Raw genomic sequence first — 19,013 nt, forward strand, 5'->3', positions numbered from 1 at the left:
TCCTCCCGAATTATTTGATACTGATATTGGCAAAATCACCATCCGAAGCATGTCCTACCCAGAATCCCACTTTACTTCCTTTTAAACCTGCCAGCTGTTTTACGGTGAGGCTTGGACTGATATTACCGTTTACAAAGACATTCACTTCCTGGTTTTTCACAACCAGCCGGCAATGAAACCATTCTTCCGGATCAGGAGCCGGGTTTACCGGTTTCTCATATTGATTGTGAAACTCTGACCTCAGTTTTGGCCAATCAAATTTTGGCAGAGAAATGTACTGAACCGAGTGGTTCCTTCTTTCTTCCTCCAAAGATTTAAAATTGAAAGGACGAAAATAAACCGCATCGTACGTGCTGTCATTGGATCCGTGAAAAGCAATCCCTACAAAGCTTTTTTGAACAACATTCCTGCCTTTTACATCAAATTCTATAACCCCTTCCTTAAATTCAACTTCTTCCAGCCATGCTACGCCGGATCCGGGTTTTTCGTTTAAATGAACACAGGTACCTTTTGTACCGGAAGTTACCAAGCTTACATCACGGTTGTGACCTTTGATGGTTTTACCAACGATTAATTTAGCCAAATCAACTTCTCCCTGCTGAGCAAAACCGTTAACAGACCAAATACAGGCTGTTAACGGAATGACTAGATTCTTTAAAATAAATGAAAATGACATAAGTGAAATGGTATTTTATAGTACTGACAGAATTTCTAATAAAATTTTCAAAACACTCCCCTATTCGCTTTTCAGAGACCTGACGGGATTCATAAGCGCCGCTTTCACCGCCTGAAAACCAACCGTTGCCAAAGTCAAAAGTGCCACCAAAAAGGCAACCAAAATGAAGATCCCCAACGGAATATTAACCTTATAGGCAAAACCACCGAGCCACTTGCTCATCAGAAAATAAGCCGCCGGTGCTGCAACAATAAATGCCACTGCGACCAGTATCAAAAAATCCCGGGATAACAACCCCGCGATTTTTGATACCGATGCACCCAGTACCTTGCGGATACCGATTTCCTTCTTTCTCTTTTCCGCTGTAAAAGATGCCAACCCGAGCAAACCGAGACAAGAAATAAGAATGGCCAGCCCGGCAAAATATCCCGAAAGAACAAAAATCCTGTTCTCTGATTCGTACAAATGCTGATAATCCGTATCCATAAATTTGTAATCAAGCACAAACCCTGGATTGTAATTTTTATAAAGTTCCTGTATCTCAGCCAGCACGTTAGCCTGCTCTTTCCCTTCTATTTTCACCATGATCGTAGATATCGTTGGATCAATCCTGAAAGACATAGGCTTGACCTCACTGCGCAAGGATTGCGAATTGAAATCTTTCACCACTCCGATAATCTGTACACCAGGGCCTGCGGATACCAATTGTTTTCCCACGGGATCGTTCAAACCTAGTGCCTTCACAGCCGCTTCGTTGAGAATGATCTTAAAATTCTCGTCATTCAGGTCTCTTTTAAAGGAACGCCCGTCTTTCATCTGCATGCCCATGGTTTCTACAAAATCGTATTGCACACCCAAGCTCTGCACGGCCACTTTTTTCCCCTTCCAGCTCAACTCTCCTCCCATACCCTGGTAGGTAGTAATAAAACTCCCCATCAAGCCAGTCACATTTTCGACACCCCGAATGCCTTTCAGGCTGGCTATAAACTGATCGGGATGCTCCGCAACGCGGCCTTCGGTTTCAAACTGCAGAATATTATCACGGTCAAATCCCAGATTCTTATACTGGATAAACCGTATTTGTTCATAAATCACCAAAACCGAAATAATGAACACAATGGAAAGCGAAAACTGAAAGACGACAAGCCCTTTTCGCATCCAGAGTTCGCTCACAGATGTTTGAACAGTACCTTTCAATATCCTAACCGGATTAAAGCCCGACAAATAAAACGCGGGATAACTCCCTGCCAGCAATCCGGTAAAAAGAGTAATGCCAACCAATACCAGAAAAACAACAGGTTCCGTGGCTCCGATATCCAGTTGCTTACCCGTCAAACTGTTAAAAGAAGGAATTATGAGCCCCGTAAACAAAATTGCCAGAAACAGAGCCAAAAACGACATAGCGACGGATTCGCTAAGGTATTGGATCACCAGGGATTTCCGTCCGGCTCCCACAGCCTTTTTTACACCTACCTCCTTCCATTTTACAGATGCCGTTGCGGTGCTCAGGTTCATGAAATTGATGCAGGCAATAAGGAGTATAAAAGCAGCAACTACCGAAAAAAGGACGACATATTCCATCCTGCCCCCTGCCTGGACACCGTTTTCGTAACTACCATGCAAATACTGGTCTGAATACTTCCTGACAAAAAGTGTGACGTTTGCATTCCTGAATTTCCCCCGTATGAATCCGGCAATCTTCTGATTAAAAGTCTCCTGTGAAACACCCTCCCGCAAGACAACGTATGTATTGAAAGGACCAAGACTATCCATGGTCTGCGGCATACCCATAATTTCCCGGAAATTCAGGAATGGAATTACAAAATCGAACTGATCCGTGGAGTTTCCTGGGATATCTTTGAACACCCCGGAAACCAGGCTCTGTCTGGCCAGCCCTGGGAGTTTCCATTCAATTTTTTGACCAACCACATCGATGGTACTTCCGAATAAATTGTCTGCCAGCTTTTCCGATATCACTATGGAATTTTTATTGGTCAGCACGTTTTTGCTATTCCCGCGGGTCAATGGATAAGAAAATATCTCAAAATGGTTCGCATCGGCAAACTTTCCCGCGGCTTTCACATTTCTGCCCTTATACGAAAATGTGAATTTAGGAAAGAAATCCTTAGGTGTCGAAGTCATAGCAGCAACTACCTCAGGCAATTCGGCGGCTATGGTTTCAGCCAGCAAAGCTGGTGTGTTACTAGTTGTTACAATACCTTCCGGCCTCCTCAGGTTTTCCATGACCTGAAAAATCCGGTTTTCATTGCTATGAAATTTATCAACATGGAGCTCATCATACACCCACAGGAAAATAATAAATGCGCACGACAGGCCCATCGACAACCCCAGCAGGTTGATTAGAAACGTACCTTTCCGTTTCAGAATATTTCTGTAAATAATAGTCAGGTTATGCTTGATCATCACGGCATGGTGTTTTCCGGTCGTAGGCCTGTCAAGTGGGTCTTTGGCCGGGTGTTTAAGTCTCAAAAATTTACTCTGTCTTTAATGATTGCACCGGGTTCATGAACGCTGCTTTGATACTCTGGTACCCCACCGTCACTGCCGCTATCAGTACTGCAAGTATTGCCGCAATAGCAAAATACCACCACGATAATGTTTCCCTGTAAGCAAAATCCCTAAGCCATAGGTTGGCGCCATAGTAAGCGACCGGTGTGGCTAGTGCAATAGCGATCAGCACCAGTACTATAAATTCACCAGAAAGCAAGGCAGCAATGGAGGCTACAGAAGCGCCCATCACCTTTCTTATACCAACCTCTTTCCTCCTGCTTTCTGCACTGAAAGTGGCTAGCCCGAACAGACCAATGCAAGAAACGAAAATCGACAATATGGCTGCCAATGTGATCATCTGCTTCCATTTGGCTTCGCTTTGGTACCGCTGTTCGTTGGTTTCATCCTCAAACTTATACTCAAAGGGAGTCAGTTTAACATATTTTCGAAAAACGCTCTCGACTTGCCTCACCGTTTCCGGAATATTGTCGCCATGTAATCTTACATAGATCGTCCGAAGGCCATAATCGGGGTCTTGGGTAAGCACAAGCGGTTTGATTTCATTTTTCAGTGAGGCAAAGTGGTAATTACGGATCACGCCTATTACCCGAAGTTTTTGATTTTTCCATACAAAATTGACTTCCTTGCCAACAGGATCTTTCCAGCCCGCCTCTTTCACAAAAGCTTCATTTACCACAATAGACTGAAAAGGATCGGATGCAAAACTTTTTGAGAAATTACGCCCTTTAACCAAGGGGATTTTCATGGTGTTAAGAAAATCATCATCCACACCGATGTATCCGAAACTAATATCCCCCTTTTCAATCTTCGCCCCCGTTTCGTTGTAATTACCATTGAACAAAGCCGCCGACCCTACGCCGGTTATCTGCTGCAATTCCTGTTTGATGACTTCCTGATTTTCACGGTCGTAACGTCCATGTCCGAGATTAACACTCATCAGGTTTTCAGCATTATATCCTAAATCCTTATTCATCAAATATTTAAACTGAGAATAAATCACGATTGTACCAATTACCAAACAAACGGACAATGCAAACTGAAAAACCACCAGAGCCTTTGTCAGTTGGTTTTTCTGGGCCAGTTTGGTACGGTTATAGAGCGATTGCGCAGGGCTGAATCCTGACAAAACCAGCGCCGGATAAAACCCGGCAAGTAGTCCTGTGAGCAGGAACAGGATGATATAACCGGAAACAAGCTGGATATTCAGCAAATACGACAACGCCAGTTGCTTGTTTGCCAGCTCATTAAAAGTAGGTAAAACGATCTGCGTCAGTAAGATAGCCAGTGTAAACGCAAGAAAGGACAACAAAAGAGATTCTCCCAAAAACTGATATACCAGCTGCTTCCGCTGGCTACCCACAACCTTTCGTACGCCTATTTCCTTAGCCCGTTTCAGCGACCGTGCCACCGTGAGATTCACAAAATTGATACAGGCGATGAGTAAGATGAAAATTGCAATCCCGGAAAGTAAATAGGAGTAAACCGGGCTGCTGCCATGTGCCAGTCCATTGTGCAGACCACCAGACTTGTCGTCCAAGTGAACATCCAGAAATGGTTGCAGATAAAAATGTATTTTCTGATTAAAATCCTTGATCTTGCTGATTTCCTCGGCAGACTTGCTTTTAAATACATTGTCGAGCTTGGCGGATACCAACTGACCATTTGTATTTTCATGAAGCAGCACAAAGGTGTTCATGTAAAAACCAAGCCATTCAGAATCCGTCCAGCCGTTAGTTTCCTGGAACTTGAAGGATATCACGGATTCAAATTGAATGGAAGAATTTTGCGGGCACTTTTTGGCTACCCCGGATACCACAAAAGGTTCAAACTTTTCTCCGATTTTAAATTCCATTATTTTACCAACCGCATCCTTCGTCCCAAAGTACTTTTCAGCTACGTCTTCAGAAACAACCACCGAATGGATATCCGCCAGCGCGGTTTGGGGATCGCCAGACAGCAAGGGCATTGAAAACACTGTAAAGAAATTATCGTCGGCAAAAAGTACCTTTTCACTGAATAGCTCATTCCCTTTTTTGGTAATGAAAGAATTACTTTGTGCACGCACAATTTCCTTTATTTCAGGTATTTCCTGTTTAAAAGAAGGCCCGTGAATCGCATTGGTACTGCTGATGTTGCTGGTTCCTTCCGGACCCGTCATGGTCACATTTATCCTGTACAGCCTGTCCTTATATTTATGAAAACGGTCAAAACTAACCTCATCCTTGGTATACAACACAATCAGCATGCAGCAGGTAAGCCCCAGTGATAACCCTGCAATATTGATAACCGAGAAAATCTTATTTCTGGTTAAAGTACGGATGGCAATCTTCAGATAGTTTTTTAACATGGCTTTAAACTTTGAATAGTTATTTTGAGGATGTCTCCCTTTACCAATCCTTCCCTGCGATTTAATTTGAACTCCCGGTATCCTTGCTACTCCGTTTTCAACGATTTGACCGGATCCGCCAGAGCGGCTTTTATACTTTGAAACCCGACCGTCACAGTCACCATCAGAACGGCGCCAAAAACGGTCCACGCGAAAACCCACCATTGAATTTCAATGTGATAAGCGAACGTTAAAAGCCATTTGTTCATTACCACGTACCCGGTAGGGCAGGCTACGGCAACGGCCACAAAAATCAGTTTAACAAAATCAAAAGTGAGTAATACAACAACGCTTTGTACCGAAGCACCAAGCACTTTACGTATGCCTATCTCCTTCACTCGTTGCCTGGCCAGAAGGGATATGAGGCCGAACAACCCCATACAACAAATCAGCATGGAGATACCGGAAGCAATGCGGATCATGTGCTGCCACCTTTGTTCTCTGTCATATTCCCGTGCATTCAGTTCATCCATAAAATGGTATTCGTAGACCGCCTCGGGCATGACCGTCTTAAATGCGTTCTGAATAACAGCCAACGCCTCCTTCTGTCTCAGCGGGTCAATTTTTATCCAGATCCCCGCTCCGGTTGTCTCTCCCATGAAGAGCACAACAGGTTCTATACGCTCCTTTAGTGACCCAAAATGGAAATCTTTGACCACACCAATAATGGCAGTACCAGATCCCTCCGAACCTATTTGCAACGTTTGCCCCAAAGGGCGTTGCAAACCAGCCGCTTTTACAAAAGCCTCATTTACGATAACACCATTTAACTTGTCCGATGGAAATGCAGCAGAAAAATTCCGGCCTGCCTTTAAGGTAATACCAAGCACTGCGAGATGGTTTTCGTCTATTTTCCGTAAACGGCTTGAGAATTCCTGCGCACCTATTTTTACTGCATTTTTACCATACTCCTCCCCGAAGGAAATGTTTCTGACAGAGGTTTCCGCGGCCAGTTTACTTTTCAGCAAACCACCCAGGCGCTCCAAATCCCTGTTCCCCGGAATTCTTGTAAATACGATCTGATCAGCGTTATATCCCAGGTATTTGGTCTCGATGAATTTCATTTGTGCCTGAAATACAAGGGTAGCAACAAGCAAAAAAACGGTCAGGGAAAACTGGAATACAATAAAACCTTTGGAGAAATAAGCCTTTCCTGCGGAATGGTTTCTGTGATACAACGCTTTAATGGGGCTCATTTTTGAAATAACCCAGGCCGGATACAATCCAGCACCTGCCATATTGATCAAAAACACAATGGCCAGAATCAGTAGAATTCTGCTCCCGAAAACCATTGAAAAGGTTATCTGCTTGTCGGAAAGCATGTTGAAGCCGGGAAGTATCAGATATACCAGTGCCAAAGCCCCCGTAAATCCTGCGAGACAGACAATGGACGACTCTGTAAGAAACTGGCTCATGAGCTGGTACCGGGCTCCCCCGGTGGCTTTCCTGACACCCACTTCCTTGGTACGTCTGATGGACCCGGCGAGGCTCAGATTAATAAAATTGATACACGCCATCAAGAGAATAAGCGTGGCAACGGCCAGGGTTAAATACGAATAAATGGGCTTACTGCCCCTATCAATACCGTCCTCTCCACTGATTTCCAATGGGTTGAGGTGAATATCCGTCATAGACTGTAATCCATATTCAATTTTAGGATCAAAGCTCACCAACTGGTTTTTAGCGAGTTGTCCCGCTGCAAAACGCTTATAAATGGAGTTAAATTTCCTGATTACAGTATGCCGGTTTGCATCAGGATGAAGGACCACAAAAGTCCCCAGATACGAAGACAACCAGTTGGTATCATCAAAAGCCAGCTGCATAAAACGCAGGGGCAGCAACAATTCGAACTGGATAGAAGAATTAGCTGGAGGATCTTGGACTACCCCCGAAACCACCAGCGGCTTCCCAAGCCTGTCGGCAGAAGGGTCGGCATCCAGCTGCAGCAATTTACCAACAACATCTACCGAATTAAAAAACCTGAGAGCCGTTTTTTCTGTAAGTACCACCGAGTTTATATCACGGAGAACCCTTCCTTTATCACCCCGTATCAGGTCGAAAGTAAAGACATTAAAAAAGCGGTCATCCACATACAGAGGCCTCATTCTGAAAGCACTATTTCCGGCCCGTACATCACTATATATTTTACCGCCCATCACCCGGGTTATTCCCTTAATTTCAGGGATATTAGCCTTAAAAACCGGCCCCTGGACCTGACCCGTTCCTCCTGTAAGTTCCCTCTTTCCGTCACGAGTTGTGACCAGCGAAGTAGTTACTCTGTACAGATTGGGATTGTTGGAATGGAATTGATCAAAACTGAACTCATCCTGTACATACAAAATGGCCAGTATGACAGACGCGATGCTCAGTGTCATCCCAAATACATTTATCCATGTATTAACCCGCTCTTTCAGTACGTTACGTAAGCCAATTTTTAAATAATTTACAATCATTTTCAATTCCGGTTATCAAAACAGAACGTTTGCAACTTAATATAAAACATTATATTTCAAACTGTTATCATTGATTAAAGTACTTGATCAGGCATAACTCACTATTCGCTTTTCAGAGATTTTACCGGATCTGCAAGCGCGGCCTTTACACTTTGAAAACTGACCGTCAGCAATCCGATACCTGTTGCGATACTACCCGCCATCACAAATACTCCCCATTCTATTTCAATTTTATAGGCAAAGCGTTCTAACCATTGGTGCATCACCCACCAGGCCAGCGGCGTGGCCAGCAAAATGGCAATCAGTACCAGTTTCATGAAGTCCTTTGACAAGAGCATAATAACTCCCGCAACGCCTGCTCCTAATACTTTACGTATTCCGATCTCTTTCGTTCGTCGTTCAGCCGTAAAAGTTGCCAACCCAAATAACCCCAGTCCGGCAATTACGATGGCCATAATAGTAAGCACGGTAATGATTCGCCCGGTTTCTACCTCCTGGGCATACATACGGCAGTAAGTATCATCCAGAAAGGCATATTCAAAAGGTTTGGCCTTTTTATAGCTGTCATAAATTTCCTTTAAGGCGGTTATCGTTTCCGGAACAGATGCTCCCCTGGCTATTTTGACATACAGATAATTGCGAAAGGTGGTATCATTCCCGATGAAGAGCGCCATCGGCTGGATCCTCTCCGTTAAATTTGCATAGTGAAAATCTTTCACCACCCCCGCAATTTCCTTCTTCATTCCATTGCCTAAGTCGAGTGTTTGCCTGTAATTTCCGGCATTAACTCCCAGCTCCCTGGCCGCGGCCTCATTAATAACAATCCGATTATCTCCGCTAAAATCAATGTTACCATGACCAGGAAACGCCCATCTGATATTCATCGTCTTCATGAATGCTTTGTCCACCGGGAAGGTATTGACCTTGGTCATTAAATCGGTATCAAGCCTTTTAAGCTGCCAACTGTTCATGTATTGATCATACATTAAAAGATTTGAGGAGGTTACCGACTCCACACCCTTTACCAGGCCGATTTCTTCCTTCACAGCCTTATAATGTTTATCCATACCATCCTCCGAATCCAAAAAAACGGTAAGTATCTGGTCTCTTTTAATGCCAGTATCTTTTTGAAAAAAGAAATCCAGTTGCTTTCCCATCAGAATAGAACCGATTATCAGCGCAATGGATATGGTAAACTGGAAAACGGTCAGGCTGCTTCTGATTTTTACGGTTCCACGGTCCGACAAGGCCCCTCCTCTCAATACCACGGCAGGTACAAATCCCGACAACAAAAGTGCAGGATAGCTGCCGGAAAGGAACACGTTTACCAGCCAAAAAAGTGTAGCAGGAATCAGGAAATAATGACTGAATAAAAAAGATCCATCAATTTTCAGATGAAGGGTTTGGTAGAAGAGCGGCTGCAAAACAATAAAAAACAAGACCGCCATACCACAAGCCAGCGTAACATGCAAGGCCGATTCCAGGTAAAACTGTATAACCAGTGCGCCACGGGCAGCTCCGACAACTTTCCGGACGGATACTTCCCTATTTCTCAAGGTTGCCCGTGCAGTACTTAAATTGACATAATTGATCAGCGCAAGAATCAGTATGAGTCCGCCGATCACCGTAAAAACAGTCACTCTTTGCTGCAGGCCGGGGAAGCGTAATGAAAAGTGCAATTCGGAAAGCGGGAGTAACTGATACGAATCCTTATTACCTCTTATTTTTTCTGTCTCTGTAAGTAGGCCGGGGATTAGGCCCGCAATTTTATGCCTGTCAGCATGCGCATGAAGCAAAAAATAAGTTTCGTATCCGCCGCCGGTACCAATGTTATCAATCCATTGTTTGGCTGTTTCATGATTCATAACCGCTTGATAACCTGATATTTCAATGGCTCGCCGGGTGTGCAGATCTGCCAGAAAACCAAACTGGAAAGATGAATTGCCCGGCGGATCTTTTAAGACACCCGTTACTTCCAGCCGGTGCGTTTTATCATAGGTAATGGTTTTGCCGATGGGAGGTATATCTCCGAAATATTTCCTGGCCATGGTTTCCGTAAGCAGAACGGTGGACGGCCTGCTGAGCGCCTCCCGGGGATCACCAGATACCAGCTCAAAGGAGAACAATCTTAAAAACCCTGCATCTGCAAACCGGAAATCAGGTTCATAAAAAGCGTGACCTGCGTCACTTTGAACCAGCTTGCTGCCAAAATCCCGTTCTGTGATACGGCCAAAATCTTCAACCCCGGGTGCAGCGTTTTTAACCGTTTGTCCAAAACCGTACGACAAGGTAGAGATCCTGTGTTGTTTGTTTCCTTCATAATGCCTGAACTCTGCCAGTACGATGCGCGATTCATTTTTATGAAAGCGGTCGAAACTATATTCGTGGGTGACATACAAGATAACCAAAAGTGTCACGGCAAGACCTAACGACAGCCCCAACAGATTGACTGTACCTACAACCGAATTTTTCCAAAATGTGCGCCAGGCGATCTTTAAATAATTACTGAGCATAGGAAACTGTTAACAGATAAATGCTGATTCTGAAGTCTTGTCGGAAATGGTCTTGCCGTTCCCGGAAATAGTTACTCATTTCGCAAGGATTTCACAGGATTCGCAAGAGCAGTTTTAATCCCTTGGAAGCCAACAGTCACCAGGGTGAGAATTAACACCAGCATGCCCACAAGCACGAAAACGTACCAATCTACAGTGACACGATATTCATACTTCTCCAGAAATTTGGATCCTAGTTTGTAAGCCAGCGGTGTGCCGATCATAATCGACACCAAAACCATCACTACGTAGTCCCTGGATAGCAATATGGCAACACTGCTAACACTTGCTCCTAAAACCTTCCGTATGCCGATCTCCTTGATACGTTGATTGGATGCAATGGTAATCAGTCCGAAAACTCCTGCAAAAGCAATGACTACGGACAGGATTGTAACGAAATTCACCATTTTCCATATACCATCCAGATCATTGTATTGCCTGCTTACCTCTTCACTCATGTAGAAATATTGAAAAGGTTTTTTAGCCGGGATCTTTTTCATTTTGGATTCCAGCCCCGCGAGTACTTCCTTTGCCTGCCTCATGTTGTTGAACCTTATGGCCAGATAACTATCCAGGTTTGTTTTACCCTGATACCAGTGCAACACGGGTTCAATTTTCTCTTTCAGGTCCTGGTAATTAAAATCCTTCATGACGCCCACAATGGTGTAGACTTCAGGGTTATTTTTCTGACGTAACCGCTTACCCACGGCCGTTTCCCACCCCATTGCTTTCATGGCAGTTTCGTTGATCACAACAGGCTTATTCTCTCCGTTCTGGTCCAGCTCTTCCGAAAAATCCCTTCCTTCCAGCATGCGTATTCCAAAAGTTTCGGCATATCCTGCACCTGTTCCGACATGTTTCAACCTTACCTCCTTATCTTCTTCGCTATCAGGCCTGTAAAGATTATAATTGGACCAGTATTTTGTAGGCACTACACCGGAAGTTGCCAGACTCTCAACTCTTGAATCAGTTTTCAATTCTGTCAGGATTCCGCTAAGCTGATGAATGGCGGCATCTTCATCCTTATATTGCCTGTCTGCCTGCACAACTACAACACCCTCCTTATTAAAACCAATGTTTGCCGAACGCATAAAACTGATTTGTTCGCTAACCCCTATAGCACCTGTAATGAGGATAATTGAAATCGTAAATTGCAGGATGATCAGGCTCCCCTGTGACCATTTCCCGGAGCTTGGTTTGCTGGTCAGTTTTCCCTTGATCGTATCTCTCAGATCCAGCCTGTTCAGGTATAATGCCGGATAAGTACCGGCAATTATCGCTATGAATAAAATGATCCCGAATAGTACCAATATCGTAGGATAGTCCTGTTGCCAGCTCAGCACCAGTTGCATTCTCCCCTTACGGAATTCATTGAACCTGGGGATCAGATACCAGGCAGCAAAAGCCAGGGAAGCAAGCAGCGAAACAAGCAGGACCAGGCCTGATTCTATCCAGAACTGAATCAGTATCTGCCGAAGATTCGACCCGGTTACTTTCCTGACGGCCACTTCTTTGGCTCTTGTAAATGAAATGGAAAAATTAAGGTTGAGAAGATTAATACTGATAATCAGCAATATAAATACGGCGATGGTAACGGCCCCATAGATCAGATTTTTAAAGAACGGATTCTGATAATGGATAAAATCCTCGAATGGTTTCAGACGGATTTTTCGGTTTCGTACCTCGGGTGAAAAATGAGTATTTACAAAATCAGGAAACTGAGCTTCCAGCCGGGTAATATCGGTACCTCTCTTTACTTTAAGATATACAGTGGCAAAGGTATTATACCAGTCAATATTAGCTCGGAAACCCGGATTCGACTCCAGGTTGGAGATGGGCAAAAGTACATCAAATTGCAGGGAAGAATTGGCCGGTACCGTATCCAGCACCCCGGTTATGGTAAAGTTCAGGGTATCGTTTACCTGAACCGTTTCTCCCACAGGATTTTTATCTCCAAACAACGCCTCCGCCACACCCTTGCTGATAATCACAGACTCCTTTTTCCGGAGTGCCGTATTCCTGTCTCCATAAAGCAGGCCGAAAGAAAAAACATCCAGAAAAGTACTGTCCACATACCTGGTATCAGGCTGAAGATCCTTGCCTTTGTAATGGATCCATGCATTGTTCCAGCCCTGGAAATGCGTCCCCGTTTCTATTTCCGGATATGTTTTTAATAGCTGATCCAGAATGGGGTACACCGTCTTACCGAAGGTAGCGTCCCTTTCCTGTGTCTGGACAAAAAATAGCTGATCGTTATCCTTGTGAAATTTATCAAACGTGACTCCCCTCTGCACAAACAGAATTAACACACACGAACTAGCCAATCCCAGGGATAATCCCAGAAAATTGATACCCGTAAAGAGCCTGTTTTTCCAAAGGCTTCTTACGGCAATTTTAAAATAGTTTCTAAGCATCTTTCTGGTTCTATGACTAAAGGGATATGAAAACAGAAATTCTATTCGCTCCGTAAACTGTCTACCGGATTGGTTAAAGCAGCTTTGATACTCTGGAAACTGATCGTTGCCAGCGCTATAAACAGAGCCAAAATACCTGCGTCTGCAAAAATCCACCATTGCATTTCAATGTGATAGGCAAAGCCCGCCAGCCATTGCTCCATGAAATAATGGGCAACTGGTATGGCAACGACCGAGGCGATCAGCACAAGTTTCAGAAAATCGGCCGACAGGAGTGCTACAATCCCATAAACCGTGGCGCCCAGCACCTTACGAATACCAATTTCCCTGGTTCTGTTCTGAGCGGTGAATGTTGCCAGACCAAATAATCCCAAACAGGAGATCAGGATGGCAACAGAGGCAAAAAAATTGAACAGTTTCACTGCCTGTTGTTCGTCTTTGTAAAGGTTGTTGTACTGTTCATCTAAAAATTGATATTTAAAAGGAGTACCCGGGAACCTGTTTTGCCAGATCTTTTCTGTCTGGGCAAGAACGGTAGCCATATTGGCCTCCTCTGCTTTCACAAAAATCTGCTCCTGAAAATCGGGATAATTGTCCATAACCAACGGTGCTATTTCTTCGTGAAAGCTATTAAAATGAAAATCTTTTACGACACCAACAATCTGCCCTTTTCTACCCTGAAATTCAAATGACTGCCCAATAACGGGTGCTTTGAGACCAAAAGTTTTAACTGCGGTTTCATTCAAAACCACATTGGCGCTATCCATTTTCCTGTCGTTTTCCAGCCATCTGCCAGCTGCCAGTTTCATTCCCAGCAATTTTGGAAACTCGTTCCCCGCCGACAGCGTCGTTACGGTTGGGATAAAATCATCCGGTTTACCTTGCCAGTTCAGACTGCCACTATGGCTGTTACCCATGTTGACTATGGATTCATTGGCCGTAGCAATTCCTTTTACAACAGCCAATTGCCCAATATTCTCTTTCAGATAGGCTCTTGCATTTGCCCGCTGTTTCATGTCGTTTGCCACAGGAGGCGTTATGGTGAAAACATGCTCCCGGTTGTACCCCGGATTTTGCTTTTTCATAAAATCCAGTTGCCGGTCAATACTCAATGTCCCGATCATCAGAATGATCGAAATGGCAAACTGTATGACCACAAGCCCCTGCCTGAACCTCGAATTGGAAGATTTTGGTGTGCTTGCCTTCACGATTTCGGCCGGTTTCAGCGCCGAAAGAAGTATGGACGGGTAAATTCCTGCCAGCAAAAAGGTAGCCACCCCGCAACCAGAGAGCAACAGCCAGATTATCCCGTTTCCTCCATTCAGAACAAAATGTTTTTCTGTAAAGTCATTAAACAATGGTAAGCAAAATCTGAACAGAAGTACTGTAATCATTACCGCAGCCAGAATTTGAATAGCGGACTCGGTCAAAAACTGACCGAATAATCTGCCCCGGCCCGCACCAAGCATCTTTTTGAGACCCACCTCTCTGGACCTTTTGCTGGCAAGAGCGGTGGTAAGGTTCACAAAATTGATACTTGCAATGACCAGGATAAGGACGCCAATGATGCCCATCATCGTGACGGTCTTGACATTTCCTTTTATAAGTGCGTCGGACTGGAAGGAGGTATCAAAATGAATATCCGTGAGCGGTATAAAACTGGCGACGATACTGGAATCCTTCCGGTTTTCCTGATACAAACGGTTAATCTGATCAGCGACAGGTTTTAGGGAAGTTCCCGGTTTTAACTGCATGAATACCTGAAAATTAAAATTCCTCCAGTTGGTGGAGTTCGCCCGAAAAGCGCTGTTTTGCATGGATGAAGCTACGGGTATCAGTACGTCATACTGAAAACTCGAATTGGCCGGATTGTCTTTTAACACACCACGCACTACAAAGTCAGTGGTGTCTATCCGGATGATCTTTCCGACAGGATCTTCATTCCCAAACCATGCTTTCGCCTTAGATTCTGTAAATACCAGGCTGTTGATGTCTGCGAGAGAAGATTTATCTCCCCGGATAAAAGCGTAATCGAAAAAGTCGAACCAGTTGGCATCAACCCGGGCAACACGTTTTTCATCAAAAACCTTATGGTCAATTTTAACAACCACAGGTCTCCAGAAAGCCGAAAAAGAGGTTGTCTTTTCTACACCAGGAATTAAATTTTTAGCAGCCTCTCCCAGCACATAAGGGGAATTGGACCATATCCATGGCGGGTCCTGCTTGGAAAGCGTATTGGTTACTCTGTAAATATCTGCGCTGTTTTTATGATAGGTATCAAAACTCATTTCGTTCTGCACCCATAACAAAATGAAAACGGCCGAAAGCATACCGCCGGCCAGACCGACAATGTTTAACAAAGTGAATAACCTGGAACTTTTCAGGTTTCGGATAGCTATTTTGAGATGATTCACAAGCGTACCAATTTTGTTTTATAAAATGACAGTCGGATCATGGGAAAAGCAGCATGAAAAAAGAAGGAAAGGCATCCCTTTCCTTCATCCGCTTCAATATCAATTCCTGGTTTTATTGTATCGTTTTAATAGGCACTCCTATCTGCCTTTCAAAATCGCGGATAATTCTTAACCGCTCATCTTCTGATTTTCCGCTCGCATCCAGCGTCTTCTCATAGGAAAACTCCTCGTCGTTTTTGTTAAACCGGTAGCGCATATACATCTGTCCGTTATCCGGATTGTATTTGATCTGTTTCGTATAAGGCCTGTCTCCGCCTACGGCATAAGACTGAGCAAACTGATCGGTGGCAGACACCACCGGTTCTTGCCCCCCGGAAATAGAAACCGTGGTTCCGGTGGGTGGCACCGGGGGAACGGGACGAACGGGAGCTTCCACCTTAGCCATACCCAGAGAGTCAAGTATCCTCTCCCGGAGTTCCATACGTTCTCCTTTGCTCATACCGTCCACATCAAAAGTTTGCTGATAATCAATACGTTTTCCGTTTAACGTACCTTTTATACTGATTCTGAGTGTAGTACCGTTATCATCAATACTTCTGCTCAGTTCTATCTTGTCCTGAGCAATGGCCAGCGAAGTAACACCGGCAAACAGAATGGTCAAAAATTTCTTCATGGCTTAAATCACATTTATTGAAACGTTGCGCCCTCCGTCAGCCGCAGGCTGGCCGGCAATCAGATATGTATGTTTTCCGTTACGATCTTGCCGTCAAAAAGATTGACGATCCTATGTGCAAACCCGGCGTCATACGGGGAGTGGGTCACCATCAGAATGGTAGTACCGGCATCGTTCAGCTGACGCAGGAGGTTCATTACTTCCTCCCCGTTTTTGGAGTCCAGGTTACCCGTAGGCTCATCGGCCAGTATCGTTTTCGGATTGGCCACCACCGCACGTGCAATGGCCGTACGCTGCTGCTGCCCACCCGACAGCTGCTGAGGAAAGTGATTCCGCCGGTGCATCATATTCATCCTGGTAAGTGCGGCTTCAACCTTTTCCTTTCTTTCGGATGGTGGTGTTTTGAGGTACAACAGAGGAAGCTCAACATTCTCGTAAACAGTAAGTTCATCGATAAGATTAAAGCTCTGAAACACAAAACCAATGTTTCCTTTGCGGATCTGAGCCCGCTGGCGCTCCGACATTTTAGCTACCTCCGTACCGTAAAACTCATAGGATCCCTCACTGGGATTATCCAGCAGTCCAAGAATATTCAGCAGCGTGGATTTACCACAACCGGAAGGGCCCATGATGGCAACAAACTCACCATCTTTGATGTCCATATCAATACCGTTCAAAGCGGTAGTCTCTACTTCCTCCGTAGAGAAAATTTTATGCAGGTTGGTAATTTTGATCATTTTAAAAAATTTTGGGAGGAAAGGGAGGAAGAAGGAAAGGGAGAATAAATATCCATATATTACCCTTCATTTTCCACCAAATCATCATGTTAATATGTCTAAAGTTGAACGATTTGAAGATTTAAAAGTCTGGCAAAAGGGTCTCTCACTCGCTATTGACACGTATAAAATTTTGGCCGACTGTCGTGATTTTGCTCTCAAAGACCAAATGTGTAGAGCCTCTGTTTCTGTACCTTCTAACATTGCTGAGGGTTTTGAACGTCATTCGAATAAAGATTTTATACGTTTTTTAAGAATTGCAAAAGGATCATCCGCTGAATTAAGAACTCAGATTCACATAGCCATTGGGATTAAACTTATTGATGACGAACAAGGCAAGGAGCTTATTACGAATAGCCGGATTATATCAGCAATGCTTCAAAATTTAATCAAAACCAGGGAAACAAAGTTTTGAATTATAATTCATTAGCAGAGGAAGTTATCAACGTTTTCCTTCCTCCCTTTACTTCTTCATCCCTGTATTCAGAATTCCAGCACCTCGTTATCCCCGAAGTTCTCGTATGAACTGGTGATGACTTTCTCCCCTGCCTGCAAACCATCCAGTACCTCGAAGAATTCAGGATTTTTACGTCCAAGCGTGATGTTACGTTTTGAAGCACGTTTGCCATCTTCACTCACCACATATACCCAGTTTCCGCCAGATTCAGAGAAAAATCCACCCACAGGAAGTAACACAGCCGTGGAAGGCTGCCCCAGCTGCACACGTATCGGTGCGGACTGCCCTCTTTTGATCAGATCAGGCGCTTTTGTAAACTCCATGTCTACCTCAAAACGGCCGCTTTTTACCTCAGGATAAATTTTGATAATTTTCAGACCGTATTCTTTGCCGTTAAAATCCATGGAACCGGTAAGTCCGACAAAGATCCTTGAAATATAGTGTTCGTCGATACTCACACGCATTTTGAACCCGTTCAGATCATCAATCTGTCCGATATTCTGTCCCTGGCTGATGTTGGAACCCACCTCAACGTTCATAGATGAAAGTAACCCAGAAACCGGTGCTTTAACAACCAGGTTATCCAATGTTTGCTTCCATAGATTAACATTTTTCTGCGTGCTGGCCAGGGTACCCTCCAGCTGGGCAATCTGCATACGGGCATTTTCCTCCTGGTATTTCTGCGACTCTATTTCAATTTCCCGCTGTTTGGTCAGCCGCTCGTATTCCCTTTTTGTTTTCAGGAAATCTGCGTCGGGAATCACCTTATCCTTGTATAACTTGGTGTTACGTTCGTGCGCATCTTTGGCCTGGTCCAGTTGAAAGTCAAGCTCACTTAATGTTTTTTGCAGTGTGAAACGTGCCACTTTAAGGCTTTGCCGCGTATTTTGCAAGTCGTTCACCAAACGGCTTGCCTCCGTTTCAGACTGTAGGAAGCTAAGTTTCAGATTCTGGTTTTCAAGTTTCAGGAGTACATCTCCCTGTTTCACCATATTACCACCCTCAATGAGTTTTTCGGTAACATATCCGCCGACGATCGCATCAAGCTGTATGGTTTTCAAAGGCTGAACCACACCGGTAACGACAATAAACTCATCAAATTTCCCTTTGCTCACCGTCGACACAGTCAATTTATCCTGCTCAACGTTCAGTTTGCTCCGTTTATCCGCAAAGAAAAATTGGTACACGATAAAACCAACCAGCAAAGTGCTGCCTGCAATGATGCTGATGCGCTGCGTATTCCAGAATTTCTTCTTTTTAATTTTGTCCATCGATGAGCCTCCGGTAAATCCATTGGTTGCCGTCGGCGAGTTAGGTGTTTTGACTTCCATTATATTAAAACAGTAATTGATACCTGATTCATTTTCATATCTGTATCAAATCACTGTGCCAATTACGGCACACAACCACAAACTACTGATAATCAGATCAGAATAACACTGACTCATGAGGCCGGATGTTCATTATCGGACATTTCTGTACGGGGGTGAACAATGTGTAAACGACCGGGTTTTGATAAAGTATTCACGGCTAGGATTTTAATATCCGGGTATGTTTTTTATCTCTTTTCCTTTGCCCTGATACTACCAGACCGATACGCCCCTGTGTAAATACAGTATCTCGCGATTTATTTTAGAAAAGTATTAATTCCTGACTAATATTACTATTAAGTTTAAAATC

The 19,013-nt window shown here is 44.2% G+C and carries 11 protein-coding genes; 1 reads left to right on the forward strand and 10 read right to left on the reverse strand.

The features are described from left to right. Positions 1-10: 10 nt before the first annotated feature. From KOE27_RS15155 to KOE27_RS15195, 9 genes are all read right to left on the reverse strand, one after another. Positions 11-676, reverse strand: a complete 666-nt coding sequence (locus KOE27_RS15155) for a family 16 glycoside hydrolase (protein ID WP_215239702.1) — start codon at positions 674-676, stop codon at positions 11-13. A gap of 60 nt (positions 677-736) precedes the next feature. Continuing rightward, a complete protein-coding gene (locus KOE27_RS15160; protein WP_215239703.1) occupies positions 737-3,166 on the reverse strand; it encodes an ABC transporter permease in 2,430 nt (809 codons plus the stop codon). Between the two features lie 4 nt (positions 3,167-3,170). Further along, positions 3,171-5,555: an ABC transporter permease gene (locus tag KOE27_RS15165; protein ID WP_215239704.1), complete on the reverse strand. Its 2,385-nt coding sequence runs from the start codon at positions 5,553-5,555 to the stop codon at positions 3,171-3,173. A gap of 86 nt (positions 5,556-5,641) precedes the next feature. Further along, entirely contained in the window at positions 5,642-8,047 is a 2,406-nt protein-coding gene (locus KOE27_RS15170; protein WP_215239705.1) for an ABC transporter permease, read from the reverse strand. Positions 8,048-8,148: 101 nt separating this feature from the next. Beyond that, positions 8,149-10,560 carry an ABC transporter permease gene (locus KOE27_RS15175; RefSeq protein ID WP_215239706.1) on the reverse strand — a complete coding sequence of 804 codons (2,412 nt, stop codon included), beginning with the start codon at positions 10,558-10,560 and terminating at the stop codon, positions 8,149-8,151. A gap of 71 nt (positions 10,561-10,631) precedes the next feature. Beyond that, positions 10,632-13,013, reverse strand: a complete 2,382-nt coding sequence (locus KOE27_RS15180) for an ABC transporter permease (RefSeq protein ID WP_215239707.1) — start codon at positions 13,011-13,013, stop codon at positions 10,632-10,634. Between the two features lie 41 nt (positions 13,014-13,054). After that, positions 13,055-15,427 (reverse strand): ABC transporter permease, encoded by a 2,373-nt coding sequence (locus KOE27_RS15185; RefSeq protein WP_215239708.1) that lies wholly within the window; start codon positions 15,425-15,427, stop codon positions 13,055-13,057. A gap of 112 nt (positions 15,428-15,539) precedes the next feature. After that, positions 15,540-16,100: a hypothetical protein gene (locus tag KOE27_RS15190; protein ID WP_215239709.1), complete on the reverse strand. Its 561-nt coding sequence runs from the start codon at positions 16,098-16,100 to the stop codon at positions 15,540-15,542. Between the two features lie 59 nt (positions 16,101-16,159). Continuing rightward, positions 16,160-16,837 carry an ABC transporter ATP-binding protein gene (locus KOE27_RS15195; protein ID WP_215239710.1) on the reverse strand — a complete coding sequence of 226 codons (678 nt, stop codon included), beginning with the start codon at positions 16,835-16,837 and terminating at the stop codon, positions 16,160-16,162. A 94-nt stretch (positions 16,838-16,931) separates the two neighbouring features. Between KOE27_RS15195 and KOE27_RS15200 the strand changes: the two genes are divergently transcribed. Then, positions 16,932-17,291, forward strand: a complete 360-nt coding sequence (locus KOE27_RS15200) for a four helix bundle protein (protein WP_215239711.1) — start codon at positions 16,932-16,934, stop codon at positions 17,289-17,291. A gap of 68 nt (positions 17,292-17,359) precedes the next feature. Here the strand turns inward: KOE27_RS15200 and KOE27_RS15205 are convergent, their stop codons facing one another. Beyond that, a complete protein-coding gene (locus KOE27_RS15205) occupies positions 17,360-18,604 on the reverse strand; it encodes an efflux RND transporter periplasmic adaptor subunit (RefSeq protein ID WP_215241618.1) in 1,245 nt (414 codons plus the stop codon). Positions 18,605-19,013: the final 409 nt, after the last annotated feature.

Source organism: Dyadobacter sp. CECT 9275, assembly GCF_907164905.1.
GTDB lineage: Bacteria > Bacteroidota > Bacteroidia > Cytophagales > Spirosomataceae > Dyadobacter > Dyadobacter helix.

Bases quoted from the DNA above. Each gene is read 5' to 3' on its own strand.
- KOE27_RS15155 (WP_215239702.1), bottom strand. From the start codon at position 676: ATGTCATTTTCATTTATTTTAAAGAATCTAGTCATTCCGTTAACAGCC.
- KOE27_RS15165 (WP_215239704.1), bottom strand. From the start codon at position 5,555: ATGTTAAAAAACTATCTGAAGATTGCCATCCGTACTTTAACCAGAAAT.
- KOE27_RS15170 (WP_215239705.1), bottom strand. From the start codon at position 8,047: ATGATTGTAAATTATTTAAAAATTGGCTTACGTAACGTACTGAAAGAG.
- KOE27_RS15175 (WP_215239706.1), bottom strand. From the start codon at position 10,560: ATGCTCAGTAATTATTTAAAGATCGCCTGGCGCACATTTTGGAAAAAT.
- KOE27_RS15180 (WP_215239707.1), bottom strand. From the start codon at position 13,013: ATGCTTAGAAACTATTTTAAAATTGCCGTAAGAAGCCTTTGGAAAAAC.
- KOE27_RS15190 (WP_215239709.1), bottom strand. From the start codon at position 16,100: ATGAAGAAATTTTTGACCATTCTGTTTGCCGGTGTTACTTCGCTGGCC.
- KOE27_RS15195 (WP_215239710.1), bottom strand. From the start codon at position 16,837: ATGATCAAAATTACCAACCTGCATAAAATTTTCTCTACGGAGGAAGTA.
- KOE27_RS15200 (WP_215239711.1), top strand. From the start codon at position 16,932: ATGTCTAAAGTTGAACGATTTGAAGATTTAAAAGTCTGGCAAAAGGGT.
- KOE27_RS15205 (WP_215241618.1), bottom strand. From the start codon at position 18,604: ATGGACAAAATTAAAAAGAAGAAATTCTGGAATACGCAGCGCATCAGC.